Origin of the sequence: Nocardia sp. CA-135398 (genome assembly GCF_050955845.1) — a bacterium.
Taxonomy (GTDB): domain Bacteria; phylum Actinomycetota; class Actinomycetes; order Mycobacteriales; family Mycobacteriaceae; genus Nocardia.
In genome coordinates this window covers 2,090,636-2,109,193 of record NZ_CP192084.1, presented here as the reverse complement: position 1 = coordinate 2,109,193, position 18,558 = coordinate 2,090,636, and the positions used below count along the sequence as shown (strand labels likewise).

Annotated in this window: 16 protein-coding genes; 5 read left to right on the top strand and 11 right to left on the bottom strand. The window is 62.8% G+C overall.

Annotated features, from left to right (window positions below):
- Positions 1-331: 331 nt before the first annotated feature.
- Both ACQP1T_RS09440 and ACQP1T_RS09435 read right to left on the bottom strand, forming a co-directional pair.
- The gene (locus ACQP1T_RS09440) at positions 332-1,162 is read right to left on the bottom strand and encodes a class I SAM-dependent methyltransferase (protein ID WP_433759564.1); all 831 of its coding nucleotides are present in this window, start codon (positions 1,160-1,162) and stop codon (positions 332-334) included.
- Positions 1,163-1,165: 3 nt separating this feature from the next.
- Positions 1,166-2,482 (bottom strand): cytochrome P450, encoded by a 1,317-nt coding sequence (locus tag ACQP1T_RS09435; RefSeq protein ID WP_433759563.1) that lies wholly within the window; start codon positions 2,480-2,482, stop codon positions 1,166-1,168.
- A gap of 525 nt (positions 2,483-3,007) precedes the next feature.
- Between ACQP1T_RS09435 and ACQP1T_RS09430 the strand changes: the two genes are divergently transcribed.
- The 5 genes from ACQP1T_RS09430 to ACQP1T_RS09410 all read left to right on the top strand — a co-directional run bounded on the left by ACQP1T_RS09430 (position 3,008) and on the right by ACQP1T_RS09410 (position 10,171).
- Complete coding sequence (locus ACQP1T_RS09430; RefSeq protein ID WP_433759562.1) at positions 3,008-5,530, top strand: NB-ARC domain-containing protein; 2,523 nt, start codon at positions 3,008-3,010, stop codon at positions 5,528-5,530.
- Between the two features lie 759 nt (positions 5,531-6,289).
- A complete protein-coding gene (locus ACQP1T_RS09425) occupies positions 6,290-7,879 on the top strand; it encodes an FAD-dependent monooxygenase (RefSeq protein ID WP_433759561.1) in 1,590 nt (529 codons plus the stop codon).
- Positions 7,880-8,119: 240 nt separating this feature from the next.
- Complete coding sequence (locus ACQP1T_RS09420) at positions 8,120-8,308, top strand: hypothetical protein (RefSeq protein WP_433759560.1); 189 nt, start codon at positions 8,120-8,122, stop codon at positions 8,306-8,308.
- A gap of 426 nt (positions 8,309-8,734) precedes the next feature.
- Positions 8,735-9,022 carry a hypothetical protein gene (locus ACQP1T_RS09415; protein WP_433759559.1) on the top strand — a complete coding sequence of 96 codons (288 nt, stop codon included), beginning with the start codon at positions 8,735-8,737 and terminating at the stop codon, positions 9,020-9,022.
- Positions 9,023-9,394: 372 nt separating this feature from the next.
- A complete protein-coding gene (locus tag ACQP1T_RS09410; protein WP_433759558.1) occupies positions 9,395-10,171 on the top strand; it encodes a hypothetical protein in 777 nt (258 codons plus the stop codon).
- Between the two features lie 302 nt (positions 10,172-10,473).
- On the opposite strand, the gene ACQP1T_RS09405 is transcribed toward ACQP1T_RS09410, so the two are convergent.
- From ACQP1T_RS09405 to ACQP1T_RS09365, 9 genes are all read right to left on the bottom strand, one after another.
- On the bottom strand, positions 10,474-10,791 hold the full coding sequence (locus ACQP1T_RS09405) for a hypothetical protein (RefSeq protein ID WP_433759557.1): 318 nt from the start codon (positions 10,789-10,791) through the stop codon (positions 10,474-10,476).
- A 16-nt stretch (positions 10,792-10,807) separates the two neighbouring features.
- The gene (locus ACQP1T_RS09400) at positions 10,808-11,233 is read right to left on the bottom strand and encodes a hypothetical protein (protein WP_433759556.1); all 426 of its coding nucleotides are present in this window, start codon (positions 11,231-11,233) and stop codon (positions 10,808-10,810) included.
- A gap of 734 nt (positions 11,234-11,967) precedes the next feature.
- Positions 11,968-12,609 (bottom strand): NUDIX hydrolase N-terminal domain-containing protein, encoded by a 642-nt coding sequence (locus ACQP1T_RS09395; RefSeq protein ID WP_433759555.1) that lies wholly within the window; start codon positions 12,607-12,609, stop codon positions 11,968-11,970.
- Between the two features lie 102 nt (positions 12,610-12,711).
- On the bottom strand, positions 12,712-13,167 hold the full coding sequence (locus ACQP1T_RS09390) for a GNAT family N-acetyltransferase (RefSeq protein ID WP_433759554.1): 456 nt from the start codon (positions 13,165-13,167) through the stop codon (positions 12,712-12,714).
- A gap of 273 nt (positions 13,168-13,440) precedes the next feature.
- The gene (locus ACQP1T_RS09385; protein WP_433759553.1) at positions 13,441-14,124 is read right to left on the bottom strand and encodes a ribulose-phosphate 3-epimerase; all 684 of its coding nucleotides are present in this window, start codon (positions 14,122-14,124) and stop codon (positions 13,441-13,443) included.
- Positions 14,121-15,236 (bottom strand): DegT/DnrJ/EryC1/StrS family aminotransferase, encoded by a 1,116-nt coding sequence (locus ACQP1T_RS09380; protein WP_433759552.1) that lies wholly within the window; start codon positions 15,234-15,236, stop codon positions 14,121-14,123. The genes ACQP1T_RS09385 and ACQP1T_RS09380 overlap by 4 nt, the downstream gene beginning before the upstream one ends.
- Positions 15,233-16,315, bottom strand: a complete 1,083-nt coding sequence (locus tag ACQP1T_RS09375) for a hypothetical protein (RefSeq protein ID WP_433759551.1) — start codon at positions 16,313-16,315, stop codon at positions 15,233-15,235. Before ACQP1T_RS09375 ends, ACQP1T_RS09380 begins: the two co-directional genes overlap by 4 nt.
- The gene (locus ACQP1T_RS09370; protein ID WP_433759550.1) at positions 16,312-17,424 is read right to left on the bottom strand and encodes a hypothetical protein; all 1,113 of its coding nucleotides are present in this window, start codon (positions 17,422-17,424) and stop codon (positions 16,312-16,314) included. Before ACQP1T_RS09370 ends, ACQP1T_RS09375 begins: the two co-directional genes overlap by 4 nt.
- On the bottom strand, positions 17,421-18,557 hold the full coding sequence (locus tag ACQP1T_RS09365; protein WP_433759549.1) for a sedoheptulose 7-phosphate cyclase: 1,137 nt from the start codon (positions 18,555-18,557) through the stop codon (positions 17,421-17,423). Before ACQP1T_RS09365 ends, ACQP1T_RS09370 begins: the two co-directional genes overlap by 4 nt.
- Position 18,558 lies beyond the last annotated feature (1 nt).

The following is an 18,558-nucleotide window of genomic DNA, read 5'->3' as shown; positions in this document are numbered from 1 at the left end:
AGGTCACCGCACGCCCGATTGGATACCGCGCAGTCTCGACACGGGGCGCGGGCTGCTGTGCGGGATCCACCTCGAGGTGCGAGTGTCCGAGCGGCCGGGTCCGTCGCGCACGGCGCGCGCCTCATCGTGCGCTGTGACGGCACTGGCGTGCACTGGACCGACGTCGACCCAGCACACACCCGCCGCCCGTCCGCGCCTGCATCGGACCGGCTGACGGGCGGCGCTGTCTACAGCGACGACCGAAAATCGGCACATGACAGCCACTGTTGCGATCACCCAATCGGAAAGTACCTCGTACGTAAACAGATTCGTTTACCTGCGATGCGCGACGTCACACCGTGCAGGTGTGAATCAGGTGCGGTCCTGAGTCGGTTGAGCGAGAAATCCGAACACCATAGGTAGCCAACAGCTCTGACGCGGAACTGTCTTCGATCTCCTGGAAGCCGAGTTTGGTCAGGATCGTGGCGATCTCCGCCGCGGTGAAAAAGCTGCGCCACGGTTCACCGGCGCGTTCTACAAGTTTCGCTCGGTTCCGTAGTTGTGTGCCTGTGAGATCGCCCGCCGAGTCGAGTGGGTAAAAGTAGTCGAACACCAATTGCGAAGGGCCGGTTGCGATGTAGTGGAGGGTCTCGAAGACCGATGCCTCGGTCAGGTACATGGTGACACCGAGCCAAATGAACAGGGTTCTCCGGGTGCGGTCGAGACCCGACTCCTCCAGCGCGGCCTCCAGCGAGGACTGTTCGAAATCGACGGGGGTGAAGGTCAGCGACGCCGGTATCGCGATCTCGGCCTTGGCCAGTCGGTGCCGCTTCCACTCCTGGGTGTCAGGGTGGTCGACCTCGAAGAATCGCGCGTGGATGGTGTGGCGATAGGCGGTGGTATCCAGTCCGGCCCCGAGGATCACCACCTGATCGGTGCCTGCCGCGACAGCGGCGGTCACGGTGTCGTCGGCGAATCGAGAGCGCGCATTCATGAAAAGCTCTCTCGCACGCACGAGCTCGCCACTTTGGCCCTGGTCGAATTCAGCAGATGACGCAAGATATTCATCGCCCAGGATCCGCACAGCCAGTGGATCGGTGAAGATCCGATTCTCGTCGGCCTGGTGGCGGGCCCGTGCGTTCGCAACGAACAGCGCGGTTCTACTCGGTTGCCCGGTATGCATACGTCACCCTCTTGTCGGTTGAATTCGCGGCGCAGTCCGCGGCGGCACTCTGATCGGCTTGGTTTTGGGGAACACGACCGGCAGCGCCTCGAGCGCCCGCTGAAATGGGCCTGGACGGGGCACCAACTCCTCGGCGGGGTCCAGCTTGATCTCGGGGACCAGGTCGAGCAGGTAGACGAGTGCGTCTACCGCGAGCTGGTACGCCACATCTCGGGCAGGGCAAGCGTGACCGCCGGTGCCGAACGCGAGATGGGACCGGTTGCCGGTGCGGTCAACAACGGCGTCTGGCTCGTTGTGAAGACCGGGGATGGTGAGCTGGCCACAGGCGTGCGGGTCGAGATTGCAGGCGGTAATGCTGATGACGACCGGCTGATGCGCGGGCAGCCAAGTGTGGTCGATCAGGACCGGCTGCCTCGGGTAGGTGATGCAGAAGTTGGCCATCGGCGGGTTGTTGAACAGCACCCAGTCGACGGCGTCGCGGGGGGACAGGTTGCCGCCGAGCACGCTGCCACCGAATGCGTCGTCGGTGAGCATCAAGTGCAGAGCGTTCACGATCAGGTTGCGCGTCGCCTCGATGCCAGCGCCGTAGAAGCTCGCCAGCTGAGCGACGATTTCGTCGTCGCGGAGCTTGGTGATTTCGTCGCGGAGTTTGATCGGATGGTTGATCAGCCGCGTGGTCATGTCGTCACCGGGCTGGTCACGTTTGAGCTGCACCAATTCGCTCAGTGCATCGGTCAACTCGTTCATGCCCTGCTCCGATGAAGCGGTGGCGTTGAAGCGGGCGGCCATGCCAGCGGTGACCCGTTTCCCGATATCCGCAGGGCAACCGATGAGATTGTTGAGTACGGCGAAGGTAAGCGGGAGCGCATAATGGCTCGCGAGGTCGGCTCTACCTGTCTCGATCCAGGTGTTGACCAGTGCGGTGGCGAGATCTTCGACGGTGGCATGCATCGCGTACAGGTCGACGGGGTCGATGGCGGCGCGGGATACGTTCCGGTACTCGGCGTGCTCGGGCCCGTCGGTGAACCGCGCAGCGGGCCGCCACGCCAGCATCGGCCGCAGGGGACAGTCAGCGGCGACAGTCGCCTCCCACAGGCGTGGATCGGCCGGAAAATGGTCGGGGTCGAAGAGGATCTGCACCGCAGTCCTGTAGCCGAGCACAAGAGTGGCCGGTATGCCCGGCGCCAAGTAGATCGGTGCCAGCGTCCCGTACTCGCCCCGCAACTGCTCCAGTGCTGCATGCGGATCGCGGATGAACTTCTCATCGTCGAGCGAAACGCGGTCGTCGTCCGTGCCACCGCCAGGAGCCCCATGGGCCACAGGACAACTCAACATAACTCCCCTTTTTGTGACGGCGCCCCAAGCGCGCATAGATCTGGTGTTGGTCCGGTCGCCTACGCGAAATGAAATGCAATTTGTTTCGGCAGCCGAACAGCCGTATACAGCGGATATCGGTCGTCGGCACCTTCGGTGGGCGATCCATAAAGAACTGGGCAAGTTCCTGTAGCAGGCTGCGGCGTGGTCAATGACGTTAACTCCAGTCGATGGAACAGAATTCGCTGACGTCAAGCAAAACGATCGGCACGTGGCGCTCTCCAGGAAATCAATACCAACTCTCCACGACATCGACGACGAGCGGAATAGGGACTCCCTACGGCGTGCCTATGGCGAGAACGGACGGAAATAGGGAACCCCTACGTCGGGAGAGTGGAAATTGGAAACTCCCTACGAGGTCCCTACGGGTGAGGCTGATGAGTTTGAGGCGATGCCGATTGGATCAGTGTGCGGCACAAAGAATGTGTCGCATTCTGGAGGAGCGCCCGCGAGCGCTATATAGTCCCTTGTGTGTACGAGGACGGGGCGGGGACGATGGGCGTGGTACCGGCGCCCACCCACAGGTTGGTCGGTCGTGACCGCGAGCTAGACGACATTGTGCGGCTGCTTTTGAGCAGATCGTTCCGCCTGATCACCCTCGTCGGTCGGGGCGGGATCGGGAAAACGGCTTTGCTCACTGCGGCTATCAGCCGATTCCGCATGGTGGACAAGAGCACGCGGCTGTTCTGGGCTGGGCTGGCAGAGCTGGCGCCGGGCTCGGATGTTGGTGAGGTGGTGGAGGAAACGGCCCGGCAGGTGGTCAAGGCTGACCACTCGGTGCGACCCGATTGGGCTGCATTGGTCGACACTCTGTCTCAGCCCGGGACTTCGCCCCAGCACACCGTGCTTGTTCTCGATAATTGTGAGCCCGTTCTCGAAGGAGGAGTCCGGCCTTTCATCAACGACCTGCTCGACGCGGTGCCGGGGTTGACCATCGTGGCCACCAGCCGCGAACCGGTCGGCTGGATCGACGAACAGCTCATCGGCGTGCGCCAGCTGGCGAGCGACGACGCCGTGGCTTTGTTCAAACAGCGTGCCGCCGCTACCGGTCATCCGATCAGCTCGCAGGACGAACCCGTCGTCGCCGAGATCTGCCGCCACATCGAAAACCTTCCCCTCAATATCGAATTGATGGCTGGGCGATTGCGGCAACAGGTACCGCGCATGATCCTGGACGGACTCACCGGCGACGATGACGATGCTCGACTGGACTGGCGATACGGGCCTCGCGTGGGCGCCGCTCCCAGACATCGAGCAGTCAAGGACGCCATCGACTCGTCCTACGACTTGTGCAGCGACCCCGAAAAGCTGCTCTTCGAGCGGATGGCCGTGTTCGCCTCGGCCTTCGACATGAATCCCTACGACAACACCAACGCCATGGTGGGTGGAGCCGAGTTCGACGCGATCAAAGCCATTTGCGGCGACGACCCTATCGGCGACGCGGGTGCCGCCCTGGCCCGCCACGACGTCGAAGCCCTGCTCGAACGCTTGGTCGATCGATCGATGGTCACAGTGCACCGCACCGCGACGACGGTGCGGTACTCCCTGCCGGAGAGCTTGCGGGTGTTCGCGCGACGGCGACTTGCCGAAAGCGGCGACGGCGAGCGGACCCGCCTTGACGTACGGCACCTGCACTACTACCAAAACAAGGTCGTCTACGCAGGTAACCACTGGTTCAGCGACCAAGAGCAGGAGTTGCTCGACTGGGCTCGCGCAGCGTGGGACAACATCATCGCCGCCCTCAAGACGAGCATCAAGGTGCCGGGACAGGCTGGTGCCGGGCTACAGATCATTATCGGACTGATCAAGCTGCGAGCGCCCTTCATGTTGGGATCAATTCGCGATGCACGGCGCTGGATCGAGCGCTGCCTGGACAAATCAAAGACCATGACGCCAGAACCCACCGAACTGCAGGTCGAGGCCTTGGCATACAGCGCATGGCTAGCCCTGCGTCAGGGCGAGGCAGCAGACGCCAGACAGTTACTCGACGAGTCCGTCGAGCTCCGAATCCCGGACTCGGAAACCAGAGCCGACTGGCGTGAGCACCCCGAAAAAGACTTCGACCTGTCCGCCGCCGCCGAGATGGCATCGGGCACAGCGGAGTTCATGGCGAACAACAACCCCAGAGCAATCGAAATCCTGGAGCGGGCCCGAGACAAGTTCCTTGCGCTCGGCGACCACGGCTCAGCCATGATGGCCGCCATGTTCGCTGGTCTGGCGGCCGGTCTGATCGGAACCCCAAAGCAGGCTGACACGATCGCACGCCTCTGCTACGAAAGCGCCACCGCCGCTGGAGCGCGGTCGGCGATATCGTGGGCGGAGTTCAGTTGGGCTCTCGCCCTGAACAAGAACGACAAGCCTGAAGAAGCATTGACCGTCCTGCGGCGGTCACTGACATACCAGATGTCCATCGGCGACCTATGGGGCGCGATGTGGTCGGTCGAGCTAATAGCCTGGACGCTGGCGAAACTCATCACCAAAGCGCACAGCACGGATTCACGCAACCACGACGGCAAGAGGCTCACCACGGCAAGAGCCAGCGAAATCGCTATCCTCGCCGGTGGACTCGAAACACTACGATCAGGGCCTGGGGTCGGCACTCAAATCGGCGAGATGGGCGCATTCGCCACGCAGTCCCGTAAAGCCACCGACGTCGCTCGCCGGGTGCTCGGGCCAGCCGTCTTCGACGCAGCAAAGAAGCGAGGCACCCGCCTGCGTCCAGAACACAACGAGGTGCAGCGGTATGCCTTGGGAACACTGCGCCTATCGGATGCGAGCTGGGACAGCTTGTCCGAGGCTGAACGAGACGTCGCAATCAGGATCGCAAAGGGGCAGACGAGGGGCGAAATCGCTTCCGCCCGAGGAGTCTCCCCCAAAACCTACGACACCCAAGTCGCGGACATACGCACGAAACTAGGCATCGAGAAAGGGGCGGATATCGCAAAGCATGTCCCAGCGGACGTCCTTCACCAGGATCTTGCCGACAACTCCTGACAACTGGGGCCAAGCGGCAAGCCGCGGTGTCACATCAACCGTAGCCATCCGGTTCAAATCGTATACAGCCTGCCCAGCGACGAGCCGCTGCGCCAAGATGGATGAACGACGCGAGCGGATCCGGGTATCCGGATCATCGAAGTCATACATAGGGCCGAAATGCGGGAGAGTGGTGCCGGGCTCCCCGTGTGCGCTCCGTACTGGCCCGATTTCAATTGGCGTGCCCGGCCGCCCTTTTTCACTTTTCACCCCTTAGTCGCAGTCGAGGGAAATCCTCTGACCCGTCTGCTGGATTGACCAGTCATGGCCGCACAACGGCTCATAGGGATTCGTCTATAGGGACCCTATAAGCACTCCCTATTCCGCACATGAGTAGAACGTGGAAGCATCTCGGTTGTCGACACAAACCTATCCACACAACGACAACCGAGGCTACATGCAGAAGGTCTTTACCTAGCCACCCGTCCGTTGATTCAGTGCGAAGCCGCCTGCCATCTGCTGAACGGACCTGAATAACAGCGCTTGCAGCGGTGGGAATTCTCGCATTGATCGCTGCTGCGGCGGAGCGATTTTCCTCGACGGCATCCAGTCTATATTCCGCACCGTTGCCGCCGGGCGATGTTCCGACGTTCGAGTTAGGCATTCACTGTTTGACGCATAACTCGACGCATTATCGGTTTGTGTATCACTCGTCGGCCATCCGACACGGCATGAAGGATTTCCATGTCTCATAATTCCGTTGCACGCAATCGGATCGCTGTGGTCGGCGCTGGCCCGGTCGGATTGTTTCATGCGATCGTGCTGTGGTCGTACGGGGTGCCGTGTCGAGTTTTCGAGCAGGCGAGCGGGCCGGTGAACACGTCGCGTGCCTGCGTGATGCATGCTCGGTCACTGGAACTGCTCTATCTGCTCAAGATCGCCGATCGCTTTGTTCGTCAGGGACGTCGTGCGCTCCGGTTCAACTATCACTTCTTGGGGACGGGTGAGGTCGCACAGTTGGACTTCACTCAGCTAGACGGCATGTTTCGCTACATGCTCAATATCAGCCAGGGCACCATCGAACAGATTTTGCGGGAGTATCTCGCCGAACTCGGGGGCGTCGTCGAGTGGAACACCGAACTGCAATCTGTCGTGACCGATGGTGCCGGTCGCATCACCGCCCGGGTGGTCAACAAAATCAACGGTCGCGAGGAGACACTGCATCCTGAGTGGCTGATCGGCTGCGATGGACTACACAGCCGCGTCCGCGATCAGATGGGCATTGCCTTCGACGGCGGCGAGTACCACGCCGATCAGATGAGAATGACAGACGTATGGTTGCGCGGCCTGGACTGGGCCCAGCGGCAAGGCACGGCCAAGCTCCCGTTATCCGACGACGACACCCACTACCTGGTCGACGACGACCGAATGACCCTACTCATCAACCTCCCTGGCCCCCCGCATCGGCTTCTGGTCAGCGACATGAGCGAAGTTCCCCAGGACGAAATCACCCCTGAGGCATTCCAATCGGTGCTCGACAAGCACTTCCGCGGCACGGTGACTCTCGGCCACCAGGAGTGGGCGTCGAACTTCACCATCCGCAGCCGCATCGCCGAGAAATATCGGCGCGGCGGCGTCTTCCTGGTAGGCGATGCCGGCCACATCCACTCACCCGCTGGCGCACAAGGAATGAATCTTGGGCTCGCCGATGCGTTCAACCTGGGCTGGAAGCTCGCCCGGGTCGCCCGAGGAGAAGCCCCGGCGACGCTGCTCGACACCTACGAGCCGGAGCGGCGGCCGGTGGCGGAACAGGTCATCGCACGGACGAAGCGGCTTCATGACCTGCTCATGAATCACGGAACTCCGGTTCCCGAACGTCTCGAGATCATCCGGGAACCGGAGTTCATTCAGCAGGCGGTGAACGGAATCTCAGGGATCGGCGCCACCTATAGGCAGACAGCCCCGACAGCGCCTGGAGCCACGACGCTTGAGGGCATAGCCGCTGGGGACCGCGCCCCGCAGGCGTACCTGACCTCGGACGAGCATGTGCATAAGCTGTTGCGGCATACCGGAGATACTTTGCTGGTCTTTCAGCGCGAGGCACGGTCCGCGACGGGATTGAAGGCATTGGAAAGCCGGATCGCGCGGCGTTTCGGTGAGCGAGTGCACTACCAGGTGATCACTCCGCCCGATCTGAGCGCCGCCGCACCATCGGGTGCAATCGTCGCCGATAGCTATGCCGCCCACAAACTGTATGGCGCCGACAAATACGACACCGCGGTTCGTGTGCGTCCGGATGGCCACATCAGCTGGCGGTGCGAAATGTCTTCGCCAGAGGTGATTCTCCCGCTACTCGAGAGGCAGTGCTGACGTGACCTCACAGCACAGGCGAGATCACGATCTCGCCGGATTCTCGGTGACGCGCTCGGATGCCGACTTCACGTCACCGGCAATGCAGGGGCAACGCGCATCCCGTTCCGGGCTGGGTGTAAGGGGTGCTGGCATGCCCAAATGTGGACGTTGGCAACGCCGTATAGCTGGCCACGACTTCCAGCGCAAACACACTGAGGCCCAGCTCGAACCTGACGAGATTCGTTGGTGGTGATGGGGATGGAGCGCCACATCGCAGTCGAGTTCGGGCACGGCCTGCCGATTCAGCACTACCGCGCCGACGAGTTGGCGGCCAAGACGTTCGCCGATGCCGTGCAACGTCAAGGACTAGCGAAGTGGATCACGATCGACGATCTCGTGACGGACGCGCTGAAAGAGCTTCCCTACCAAAGACTCTTCCAGCAATAAGCAGATGACAGAGACGAGGTCGATAGCCGATGGCAGCGATGCGCCCAATGGCTGGGGCAGATTCCCCACCGGTCACTGGTGTGACGTTGATCAACGCAACGGCCGACCAGGATTCACCAGTCACGAGGCTGAAGGGGCAGCGTTGTTGACGTGATCGCACAAACCCGTCATGGCCCCCTTTCTACCGAAGCGCTGCTGATCGCCGACGGCGTCGGCGGACCTTGTGTGCCGATCGACTGCGGTCCTCTTGAGGCCAAGGCGCCCAATCCGATCCGGACCGTCAGCACAGTGCCGGAACCGTGGCCGTTGAGTGCGCTGGCGATACAGTGTCCGCGCCCCGTCGTCGTTGGGCTCCGACGCACGGACCTGCGCGTTCCCCGAAATAGGGAGTTGGCGCGCGCAGTCGCCGAGGCGGAGGAGACGGCAATGAGGGAGTTGGCCGACCGGCATCAGTGGCGGATGGTCACACTGCTGCGCCTAGAGCGGGGAACCGACGAGAGCACTGATCCGATCAAGCATCTGCTCGAACACGTGCGCATCCTGGGCGCCGACGCGGTGGTGGTGCCCGAGCGACGGCACCTGTCCGACATGGCCGGACATGACTGTCTGGAGGGGGTATGCCGGGTGTGTTTCGTCGCGACAATGTCACCAGAGCAGCAGCTGTGGCCCTGGACCATCGGTGGCGCAGCGCTCCCGACTTGGCCGATGTCATGAGGACCATATGCGGCCCCTTTTGGCACCGCGGCGCCGACCCGACGACCGGCGTCCGGAACGGCGGTGATCCGAAGTGGGGCTGGGAGGGGTTGTGATAGCTCGACACACGAATCGCACGAGATGGCCGGGACCTGCGGGCCGTGCAGCTCGATTCCCGACGGCCGGTAGGCAGAAGGCCAGCGACTCACCGTGCCAGACACCAGACACCTTGCGGTGTGCCAAGTCCTCGAATCACCGCACTACCGAAAGGGAGTCCCGACGATGACAGGCAATTCCCCCGCGCACGCCCGTCACCGCGACGGCAATCCAGCACGTCGTCTTTCGCACACCGAAGCCGCGCACGCGCGACCTCGAAGAGACGGGAAAGGTGAGATGGGACAGGCCCCAATACCGGCCGGATTACCCGATTTCCACGACTCACTGGAATTCCTGCGCCGCCACCATCACCTGTCCCGCGAGTCCGCCGCCCAGAACGCCGGGATCAGCACCTCCTACCTCAACAAGCTCGCACAGAACCGCAAACTCCTCCCCCGCCGCAACATCGTCACCAAACTGGCACGCTCCTACGGACTCGACTCCTGGCAGCAACGCCACCTCCACGAACTTTGGGAACCCTCCGCCCACCTCACACCCGCCGGCGAGCTACTGCACCGCATCACCGGCCTCGGCGTCCGAGCCCACCTCGACCATCTCGATACCCGCGAGGTCCTCGCCGTGTACATCGATCCCCTCGCGACCGTGCTGGCCGGTAACTGGACATTCCATCGCACGGTGCCCGGCTTGGCCGACGCAGGCAACAACCTCGCCTTGTGGATGTTCACCCCCACCGCTCGCCGCACTATCGACAACTGGGACGACGAAGCCCGCCTCACTGTCACCATCCTGCGCGGAGCACTCGGACGCTACCGCGACGTCCCCCGGGCACGACAACTGTTCCAGACACTGCGGGCCAACACCGAATTCGCCCACATCTGGGACTCCACCGTCCTGCAGGTCGCCTACGGCCGCCGCTACCCGGCCCCGATCCGCCTGCACACACCCGACGCCACTGAACCCCTCCCACTCAGTCTCGAGATCAGCGAATTCACCGACTGCGCCGACGTCCTCGTCGCCTACGGCATCTTCGACGCACCGACCAGCACCCACTAACTGCACCACCCTGGAAGGACTCCTCCGTGGTTTACACGCGCCAGATGGCGGCCAGTGTCTCGAGTCGTATCGGACGCAGGTCCTGCCGAGCCAGGCATGAACGGGTGGGGAGACCGGACCGGAGGACAGTCCCGCCGACCCACCCGCAGCTCATTTTGGGTCACCGGTCTCGTCAGCGATCACCCGAGGGTGTCGGCGAGCAGTCCGGTCCGCGGTGCGGGGTGAGCGCGGTTATAGCGGTGTAGGCGTCGACATGCACGATGTCGACGGTGGCGATCCGGGCCATGTCGCCCCGTCCGGTTTCAGACGTGCTCGCAGCGGGCCGCCAGGGGCATACGGTTGCCTCTCGCGCCATCCGGCGGTTGCGGGGACAGCGTTGTGAGATTCGTTCGCCCGCGGGTATTGAGCATGTACAGCCGATCCCGTCGCGGGACGCCGTCGATATCCTCGGCCACGTCCTCGAGCCACTCCCACGACGCCATCCTGTGAAGCAGGGCCGTGATGCGGATCCTGCCCAATCCGGATTCGCGCCGGATATCCCAGCGCGACAACGGCTTTCCGGGATGCTCCAGGAGTACCGCACCGATCTTGGTGATGTCGCGCTCTTCGCGGCGGAACATCCACAACCACCATCGATCACACAGGCCGGTCATTTCCTGCCCCATTTTCGACCGAATTCTTTTCGTAGTCACTTTCTTTGTAGACGGGAGCGAGGATCGTCGTGTTCGTAATTTTTCCGACGCGGAAACTGCCGTTGGATTGACCGCATTCGGCGCATAGATAATAGAGCAGCGTCGAATCCTCATCCCACGCCACCGTTGCGGATACGACGCCAGGCGAAATCTCCCTGGTATTGCCTATTGCGTTACCGACCGCCGATACCGCCGTTTCATATGACCAGCCCAGCCGCATCAGCACAGTCACGATCCATTTGCCGGTCCCCAGCACCGCGATTCCGGTATCGGAAGGCCGTACGCACACCACGCACTTGCTGTCACCGACTGCTGGAGGTCGGTTCCGGGGAGTATGGATGCCTATTTCGGCTTCCTTGTTCGAGGTCACGCGCGTCTTACCTTTCTAGGGTTGACTTTTCCATAGCGAATTGGGATCAGGGTTTGCGTCCGACGTCGCCCAAAATCACCAAACTTGGTGCGGGGGGTTGTCGTCGAGCCAGCAGCCACAGCAACGCCTGCTTCGAGGTCTTGGAGGACATCAACTCGGTGTCGATCCGGGACAGCAAATATCCGCGCGACATGCTCAATTACCCCGCCGCAGAGCCACGCATCACGCTCACCAAGGCCGAGTGCTCCGCCTTTATCGATCAGATCGCTGGACTTCCGTCGGCACTCAATTCACCTGCGAGCCGCAGCCGTTGGCGACGACAGAATGCAATTGGCGCACTCGGCGTGATCCTGACGGACACACCTCCGAATGGAAGGCCGTCATCGACCGCGTGTGCTGCAGCGAGTTCGACTTCCTCCCTGTGCATAACATAGGTACCCAGAAGTTGTGGCCATCGCCTCAAGTCGGTGGTCACACGGTGGTCAGTTGGCCATCATTCCGAGATTCCGCAGATCAGCAGAGCACAAGATGGACCTTGGTCGGCCCGACACCCTTGCGCGGCACGAAGATTGGCCAGCGAACTGAGATCTGGCCTGTGGCGAAGCCGCGAGATTATTGGAAACGTGCCGATCAGCGGTTCGGCGCGGACAAGTATTTTTGCCCTACATATGATCAAAACCTCCCTGCGCTTGTCATCTGCATGTCGCTACCGGGCGCGCACCGATGGTTCGCGCCTAGTCGAACACAGTCGGCAGTTCCGGCTTAGCCCAGTGCTCGTGGAGCAGTCGAATCTGGCCTTCGAGGACCCGTGATTTGGAGAGCTCGGGGAGCTTCTCGACCGGGAACCAGTCGACCTCCATTGTTTCGATCGGGCTTGGCACTCCGTGTGATTCGATGTCGCAGAGGAAGAACATCTTGTACACGTGATACGGGAACACGGGCTCGTGTTTCTGTACGTCGCGGTCGAGGACGGCGACAAGTTTGGAGGCGCGGACCGTGAGCCCGGATTCCTCTTGTACCTCTCGTTCGATCGCTTCGGAGGGTGGTTCGAGGATGTCGCACCAGCCGCCAGGCAGTGTCCATTGCTCGTCGCTGCGGTCGCGGATCAACAGGACTCGTCCGGTGTCGTCGAAGACACCGCCTCGGACGTCAATTTTGGGGGTCATGTATCCCTCTTCGAGCGATACGATCTTGTCCAACTCGGCCGGTGTACCGTTGCTGACCAGCGCGAGTAGTTCGGTCGCTATCGACTGGGTTTGCTCGTAGCGTTGCCGATCGAACACGTCAGCGGTGAACACCAGTCCGTTATTGGCAATAGATGCCAGGGTCAGCGCGTGGTGGCGGATTTGTTCTTCGAGGGATGGCGAATCATCCATTCAGGTTCCTAGTCGAGTGGGTTACTCATGCGAACGTGGGTCAGGGCTGGGTTGTTCGGCGCCGCAAGTGAGTCGTTGTCGGCGATGTGTCTCTTGTTGCTTCTACGGTGATTCATTCTGCTGGGCGAGCCTGGTGTTGGGACTGTCAGCTGGGCGGGTAGGGGTGATTCGGTAGGTCGTTGTTTCGCGTGGTGTGAAACCGAGGTTTTGGTACAGCTGGTTTGCGGCGGTCTTCGTTGGCGCGGACGTGAGGTCGACTGTTCGTGCTCTGCGTTGTTCGGCGATGTCGATCGCGGTAGCGATCAAGGCTTTTCCGATACCGCGTCCGCGTGCCGAGTGATCGACGACCACGTCCTCGATGCGGGCTCGCAGGCCGGTGGGGATGGTGTATGTGACGAGGGTCAACATGCCGACGATGGCATCTGCGGTCCGGGCGATCAGAAGCTCTGTGCCGGGGGCGGCCAAAACTGTCTTGAGCCGTTCGCGGGTCAACGACGACGCGGAGGCCGATAGTTGGGGTAGCAGGACGGTGAGAGCTGCCAGCGTCTCGTCACTCACCCGTCTCACGATCTCGACCGAAACGGATCCGGATTCCTCGGGCAAGAGGCGAAATTCCTTCCTGTGCAGGGACTCAGGCGTGCTTCTGAATGGTTGAAAGCGTTTGACACACAACGACATTTGCTGCTTGGCATAGGCGCGGAGCTGTGGTGAGCGCGCTGAGATTCTGCTCAGCTGTCCAGCGTAGCCGGACAGCGCACCGGCCCCGATTGGGTCACCGATGCACAGCCAAGTCGCAGGTCTTCGACGTGCGTTAGGGTGTTCACGCTCGGGCTATGACCCCGCGTCGGGCGGTGCCGGATTGCCGGAGTGTGCAAGTTCGCTGATTGCGCCCTTGATGGTGTTATTGGCGGATTGGAAGATTGCGCTGGCGGCGACGAGCGTGTCGATTCCGGCGTCGATCACCTGTGGGGCGGTGTGGGGGGTAATTCCGCCGTCGGCGATGAGTTCCACCGTGTCGAGGGAGTTTTCGGTGAGCCGGGCGCGGAGGTGGCGCACCTTGTTCGGGACGGTGGGATCGAAGGTGCTGGTGCCGGGTTTGCTGGTCATGAGGATGATGAAGTCGAGGCGGCCGAGGTAGGGGGCGAGGCGCTCGATGCCGTGTTCGGGGTTGAGTACGAGTCCTTTGCGAAGTCCTGCGCTTTGCAGCACATCGAGCGCAGCGGTGATATTGGTTGCTGCATCGACATGCATGGAGACGCGGTCGACTCCGATCCGAACGAGGTCGTCGATATAGCGTTCGGGCTGCAGGGTTTGCAGGTGCACATCGAGTTGCATTGGGGTGTGGGCGCGGATGGCGGCGAGGGTGCGGAGCCCGAAGTTGATGTCGCTGGTGTAGTGCCCGTCCATGATGTCCAGGTGCAGGTAAGGTGCGTCGCTGTGCTCGATGTGGTCGATCGCGCTGCGCAGGTCCAGCGGATCGGCTCCCAAGAGTGCTGGGGCTACGAAAATGGTCATGCGGGGATCTCCTGGTCGGTGATGGCGTTGTGCAGGCTGCGGCAGATGTAGTCGATGTCTTTCTCGGGCAGGTCCGGGCGGATCGGCAGACACAGCGTGTGGGCGGCCTGATGGTCAGCATGGGGGAACGCCGACTCGAAACCGTTCCGCGCGAAGGCGGGTTGGCGGTGGATAGGTGTCGGGTAGCGGACGACCGCGTCGATTCCATCGGCCCACAGCTGTTGCAGGACTGCATCTCGGTGCGGAAGTGCGATCTGCATAAGGTGGTACACGTGATCGCCCGGCGGCGGAGGCGGTGCGGGGACGGGGATTCCGATGCGGGGCAACGCTTCTGCGTAGAGGGTGGCGATATGTTTGCGCTGGATGTTCCAGCCGTCCAGGTGGTCGAGTTTGGCGTCGAGCACGATGGCTTGGAGGGTGTCGAGTTTGGAGTTGACACCGAGTGAGACGTGGTTGTTCTGTCCGTCTTGGCCGAGACCGCGCAGGATCCTCACGGTGTGCGCAATCTCTGGGTCGCTGGTGACTACGGCACCGGCGTCTCCCGCGGCGCCGAGGTTCTTGCTGGGGTGGAAGCTGAAGGCGGCCACAACACCGAAGGCCCCGACTCGGCGTCCCGCCCAGGTGGCTCCCACAGCTTGCGCGCAATCCTCCACTACGGCGACCTGGTGCCGGTGCGCGATCGCAGTGAGCCGGTCCATGTCGAGGGTGCGGCCGAACAGGTGCACTGCGAGGATCGCCTGTGTTCTGGGTCCGCACGCGGCCTCGGCGGCGGTCAGGTCCATGAGGTAGGTGTCGGGTTCGCAATCGACGAGCACAGGGGTGGCCCCGACCGTGGTAATGGCAAGGACGGTGGCGTGGAACGTGTTTGCCACGGTGATGACCTCGTCGCCGGGACCGACACCGAGGGCGATAAGTGCCAGGATGAGCGCGTCGGTGCCCGAGTTGACCCCGATCGCGTATCGGGTGCCGAGATAGGTCGCGAAGCGGTGTTCGAATTGTGCCACTGTGTCGTCCAGGATGTAGGTCCCTGTGACCAAGGCCCGGCCGATGCGCTCGGTGACGCCGGGCAGATCGTCGAATTGGCTGCGGTAGTTGTATCGGGGCACCTTCATCTCGACTCCAGCGGGATCGGTGGGCGGATATACACGAGGGTCTTGCCCAGGACACCGCGGTCGGCGTTGACGGTGAGGTAGTCCGCGGCGGCCTGCAGGGGCAGGACGCGGGTGGTGAGGCGTTGTACGCAGACTGCGAGCGACCACTGCGTGGGGCCGGGCTGTTCGGTCAGCAGCGACAGAGCGTCGAGGAAGTCGCAGCGAAGCGCACCGTACGTACCGGCCACCGTCACACGCTTGTTTCCGCTGGTTACTGGGTGAGCGAGTTGCTCGCGGCGCACCCGATCGATGTCGACCTCGCCCAGGCTGGTGGCGGGCTGGGTTCCTGCGAACAGCATCAGCAAACCTCCCGGTTGGAGGAGGCCGATGCCGGTTGCCACGTGCTCCGGACTCGCGACGGCGGTCGCCAGGATGACCCGCTGGAATCTCGCGCCGCTCGGGCCGGTGTGCGGGATCTCGCTGGGAAGGACGTTGCGGGCGTTCAGGAACTCGATCCGCTCGGGGTGAGGGTTGATCAGCACACAGCGGTGGCCTTGGGCGGTGAGTACAGCGCAGATCAATGTGCCAGCCATGCCTGCGCCGACTACCGCGACCGGGCTGTGTGGGCCGACGCCGACCTCGGCGGTGACCTGGTGCAGGCGGGATACGCAATGCACCGCGCAGGCGAGAGGTTCGGTGAACACCGCGATCGGATCGTCCAGGCCCGCCGGGACGGGGACGAATGCTGCGGCCAGTTGGCCGGGATCGCCGGTGAGTTCGACCTGTTCGGCGAACCCGGAGGTGCGTCGTGTCAGCTCCGGATGCGGATCGAACACGACGGTGCGGCCTTCGAGGGCCTTCAATGGCGCTGGCGCGGTGAGGATGGTGCCGACCAGCTCGTGGCCGAAGTCCCGGCGACCGAACCGGGTGCCGATGACCTCCCGGAGATCGGACCGGCATATCCCGGCCACATGTGGAGCGAAAAGAACTGTGTTGCTCTGGTTTTCGTTGGATGTCAGTTGGGTCTCGACCGTGGTGAGGAATGCGGTTCGATTGCGGTGCTCTATGCGCAGGTAGCTGGTCCCGGCCGTAGTGGTCATCGCTGATCCTGGAGCTGATCGGCGACGGTGGTTGCGAGATCGACGGGGCGAGATCGCTGGTGCATGACCAGATCGACGACGATCTTGACGTTCTCGCCTCGACCTCTGTCGCGCCGGGCCATCGCAGGAATGACGCTCGCCGCCTCCGGGAGGGAAATCACCTGCGTCACAACCTTTCCGAATCGAGCAGGTGCCGCGATCAGGCGCTGCTGTGCCGCGTGCAGCTGCGCCGGGGACGTCCCGCGATGACCGGTGATCCGAAGCTGCTTGCCGGTGCTGGCGATTGCGTCGATGTGCCGGGGACCCTGAGCTTTCCCGCACACGTTCATGCGACGTACGGCGGCCAGAGGGATGTGCGGAACCGCGGGATGGCATAGGCGGGTCGGTACTCCGCCGAACAGGTCCAGGACGCCGCCGACCGTGAGGGTCCAGGTGGCCTGCTCGATCGCCTGCCACGCTGCTTCGCGAGGCAGGCAGATGACCGCCCCATCGGCGCTGTCGGGCCGCGGGAAGTCGGCGAGCTCGGCTGATTCGAGAACACCGAGGTCGGCAATGAAGTCGAGCCTCTCTCCGCGTGGATGGATCAGGCGAATCCGGTATCCGAGATCTTCGCCCAGGATCGCCATCAGCAGCGCAGCGCAACCGCCCCCGAAGATCGCCACCGACGCCTTCGGAGGCAGGTGGGGACGCATCAACTCCCAGGCGTAAAGGGCTGTCGCTGCGGGTTCGACCAGTGCGCCGAAATCGACCGGCAAGTTACCCCATGCGGGCACTACGCACCGAGAAGGCACCGTATCGGCAATGAAGTCCTGGAGGATCCCGTCGTAGCTGTGCCCCAGGATGACGTCCTGGTTATGGGGGTCGACGGGATTGAAGATCTCGCAACACCGCGCGGTACCATCGTCGTCGAACCGCAGGGCGATTCCTTCGTGGCCCAGGATCGCGGCCTGGTCCGGACGAACCCGCCGCTGAATTTGCAGGTCCGTGCCGCACACACCCACACGCAGGATGCGCCGCAACGGCCCGGCGCCAAGAGTGTGGGTCGTGTTCCGTCGTAGGTGAAGCCCGCTGCCGGTGCGGAGGAGTGCGCGGTTTTCGATAGTGGTCACGCGCATCGCAATTCGCACAGTTCGGTGTGGAGGGGGCGGAGCGTGTCGGCGGCGGCGAGGAGCTCTTTGAGGGAGATGTCCTGGGCGAAGATTGCGGTGCCGATCGTGGTGATCAGGGGAATGTTCTGGTTGCCGTCGCGGTGGCGGATCGAGTCGGCCAGCCCAGCCGCCAGGATGTCCTCGGTGATACAGCCGTGGCTCAACGGCAGGCCGATCCGGGACATGAGCGTGACGATCCTGGTGAAGCAATCCTGCTCGACCAGGGCCCGATGCAGCGACACCAGGCACGACAGGGCAATGTCGATCGCGACGGCTTCACCGTGATACAGCTTGGGTTTGGCCGCAAGCTCGAACGCCGGGCTGAAGGTGTGCCCGAAATCGGGCAGCCGCGCGAGGTTGTCCTCCCATAGATTCGGTTCGAGTTCCTCGAGCATGGCGGTGATCGCGGTGTCGATGATCGGCCCGCTGACAGTGATGTCTGTTCCGAAGCCTCGCGGTGTGGTCCACCGGTGCTCTATGCGGTCGAACAGGCCGCTGTCCTTGACCAGGGCGATCTTCAGGATTTCGGCCATCCCGTTGGATATCTGGCGGTCGGGAAGGGTGCGAAGGAACCCGGGGTCGACGATCGTGTCGGTGGCCGCGAAGTAGGTGCCGAGCCGGTTCTTGCGACCGTTGAAGTTGATGCCTGTTTTGACTCCGACGGCCGCGTCGACCATCCCCAGCAGTGTGGTCGGTACCCGGATGTACGGCACGCCGCGCCGGTAGATGCTCGCAGCGAATCCGACCACGTCGGTCAGTACGCCACCGCCGATCGCGACCACGGCGTCGCGGCGACGGCTAAGCCCGAACTTGTCGTATTCGCGGATGATCCGGCCGACGGTGTCGGAGTTCTTGGTCCGTTCGGTCGTCTCGATCGGAACCACCGTGCAGGCTGTGGTGTAGTTGTCGAAGTAGCCGGTGATCGGGTCACCGAACAGGCTCATGACGGTCGAATCGACGAAGACCAGTGTTCGCCGAGTGCCGATGCCGACCGCGTCGGCCATGTCGCTGTTATCGGGATCCAGGCAGTGGCGAGTGCGTCGGATCCGGTACGAAACCGGTTGTGTCGCACCGATAGCCCATACACGGTCCATG

Coding starts and splice junctions, on each gene's coding strand:
- ACQP1T_RS09375 (WP_433759551.1), bottom strand. CDS start 16,315: ATGACCACTACGGCCGGGACCAGCTACCTGCGCATAGAGCACCGCAAT.
- ACQP1T_RS09420 (WP_433759560.1), top strand. CDS start 8,120: ATGGAGCGCCACATCGCAGTCGAGTTCGGGCACGGCCTGCCGATTCAG.
- ACQP1T_RS09440 (WP_433759564.1), bottom strand. CDS start 1,162: ATGCATACCGGGCAACCGAGTAGAACCGCGCTGTTCGTTGCGAACGCA.
- ACQP1T_RS09385 (WP_433759553.1), bottom strand. CDS start 14,124: ATGACCATTTTCGTAGCCCCAGCACTCTTGGGAGCCGATCCGCTGGAC.
- ACQP1T_RS09415 (WP_433759559.1), top strand. CDS start 8,735: ATGAGGGAGTTGGCCGACCGGCATCAGTGGCGGATGGTCACACTGCTG.
- ACQP1T_RS09405 (WP_433759557.1), bottom strand. CDS start 10,791: ATGTTCCGCCGCGAAGAGCGCGACATCACCAAGATCGGTGCGGTACTC.
- ACQP1T_RS09380 (WP_433759552.1), bottom strand. CDS start 15,236: ATGAAGGTGCCCCGATACAACTACCGCAGCCAATTCGACGATCTGCCC.
- ACQP1T_RS09365 (WP_433759549.1), bottom strand. CDS start 18,557: ATGGACCGTGTATGGGCTATCGGTGCGACACAACCGGTTTCGTACCGG.
- ACQP1T_RS09395 (WP_433759555.1), bottom strand. CDS start 12,609: ATGGATGATTCGCCATCCCTCGAAGAACAAATCCGCCACCACGCGCTG.
- ACQP1T_RS09410 (WP_433759558.1), top strand. CDS start 9,395: ATGGGACAGGCCCCAATACCGGCCGGATTACCCGATTTCCACGACTCA.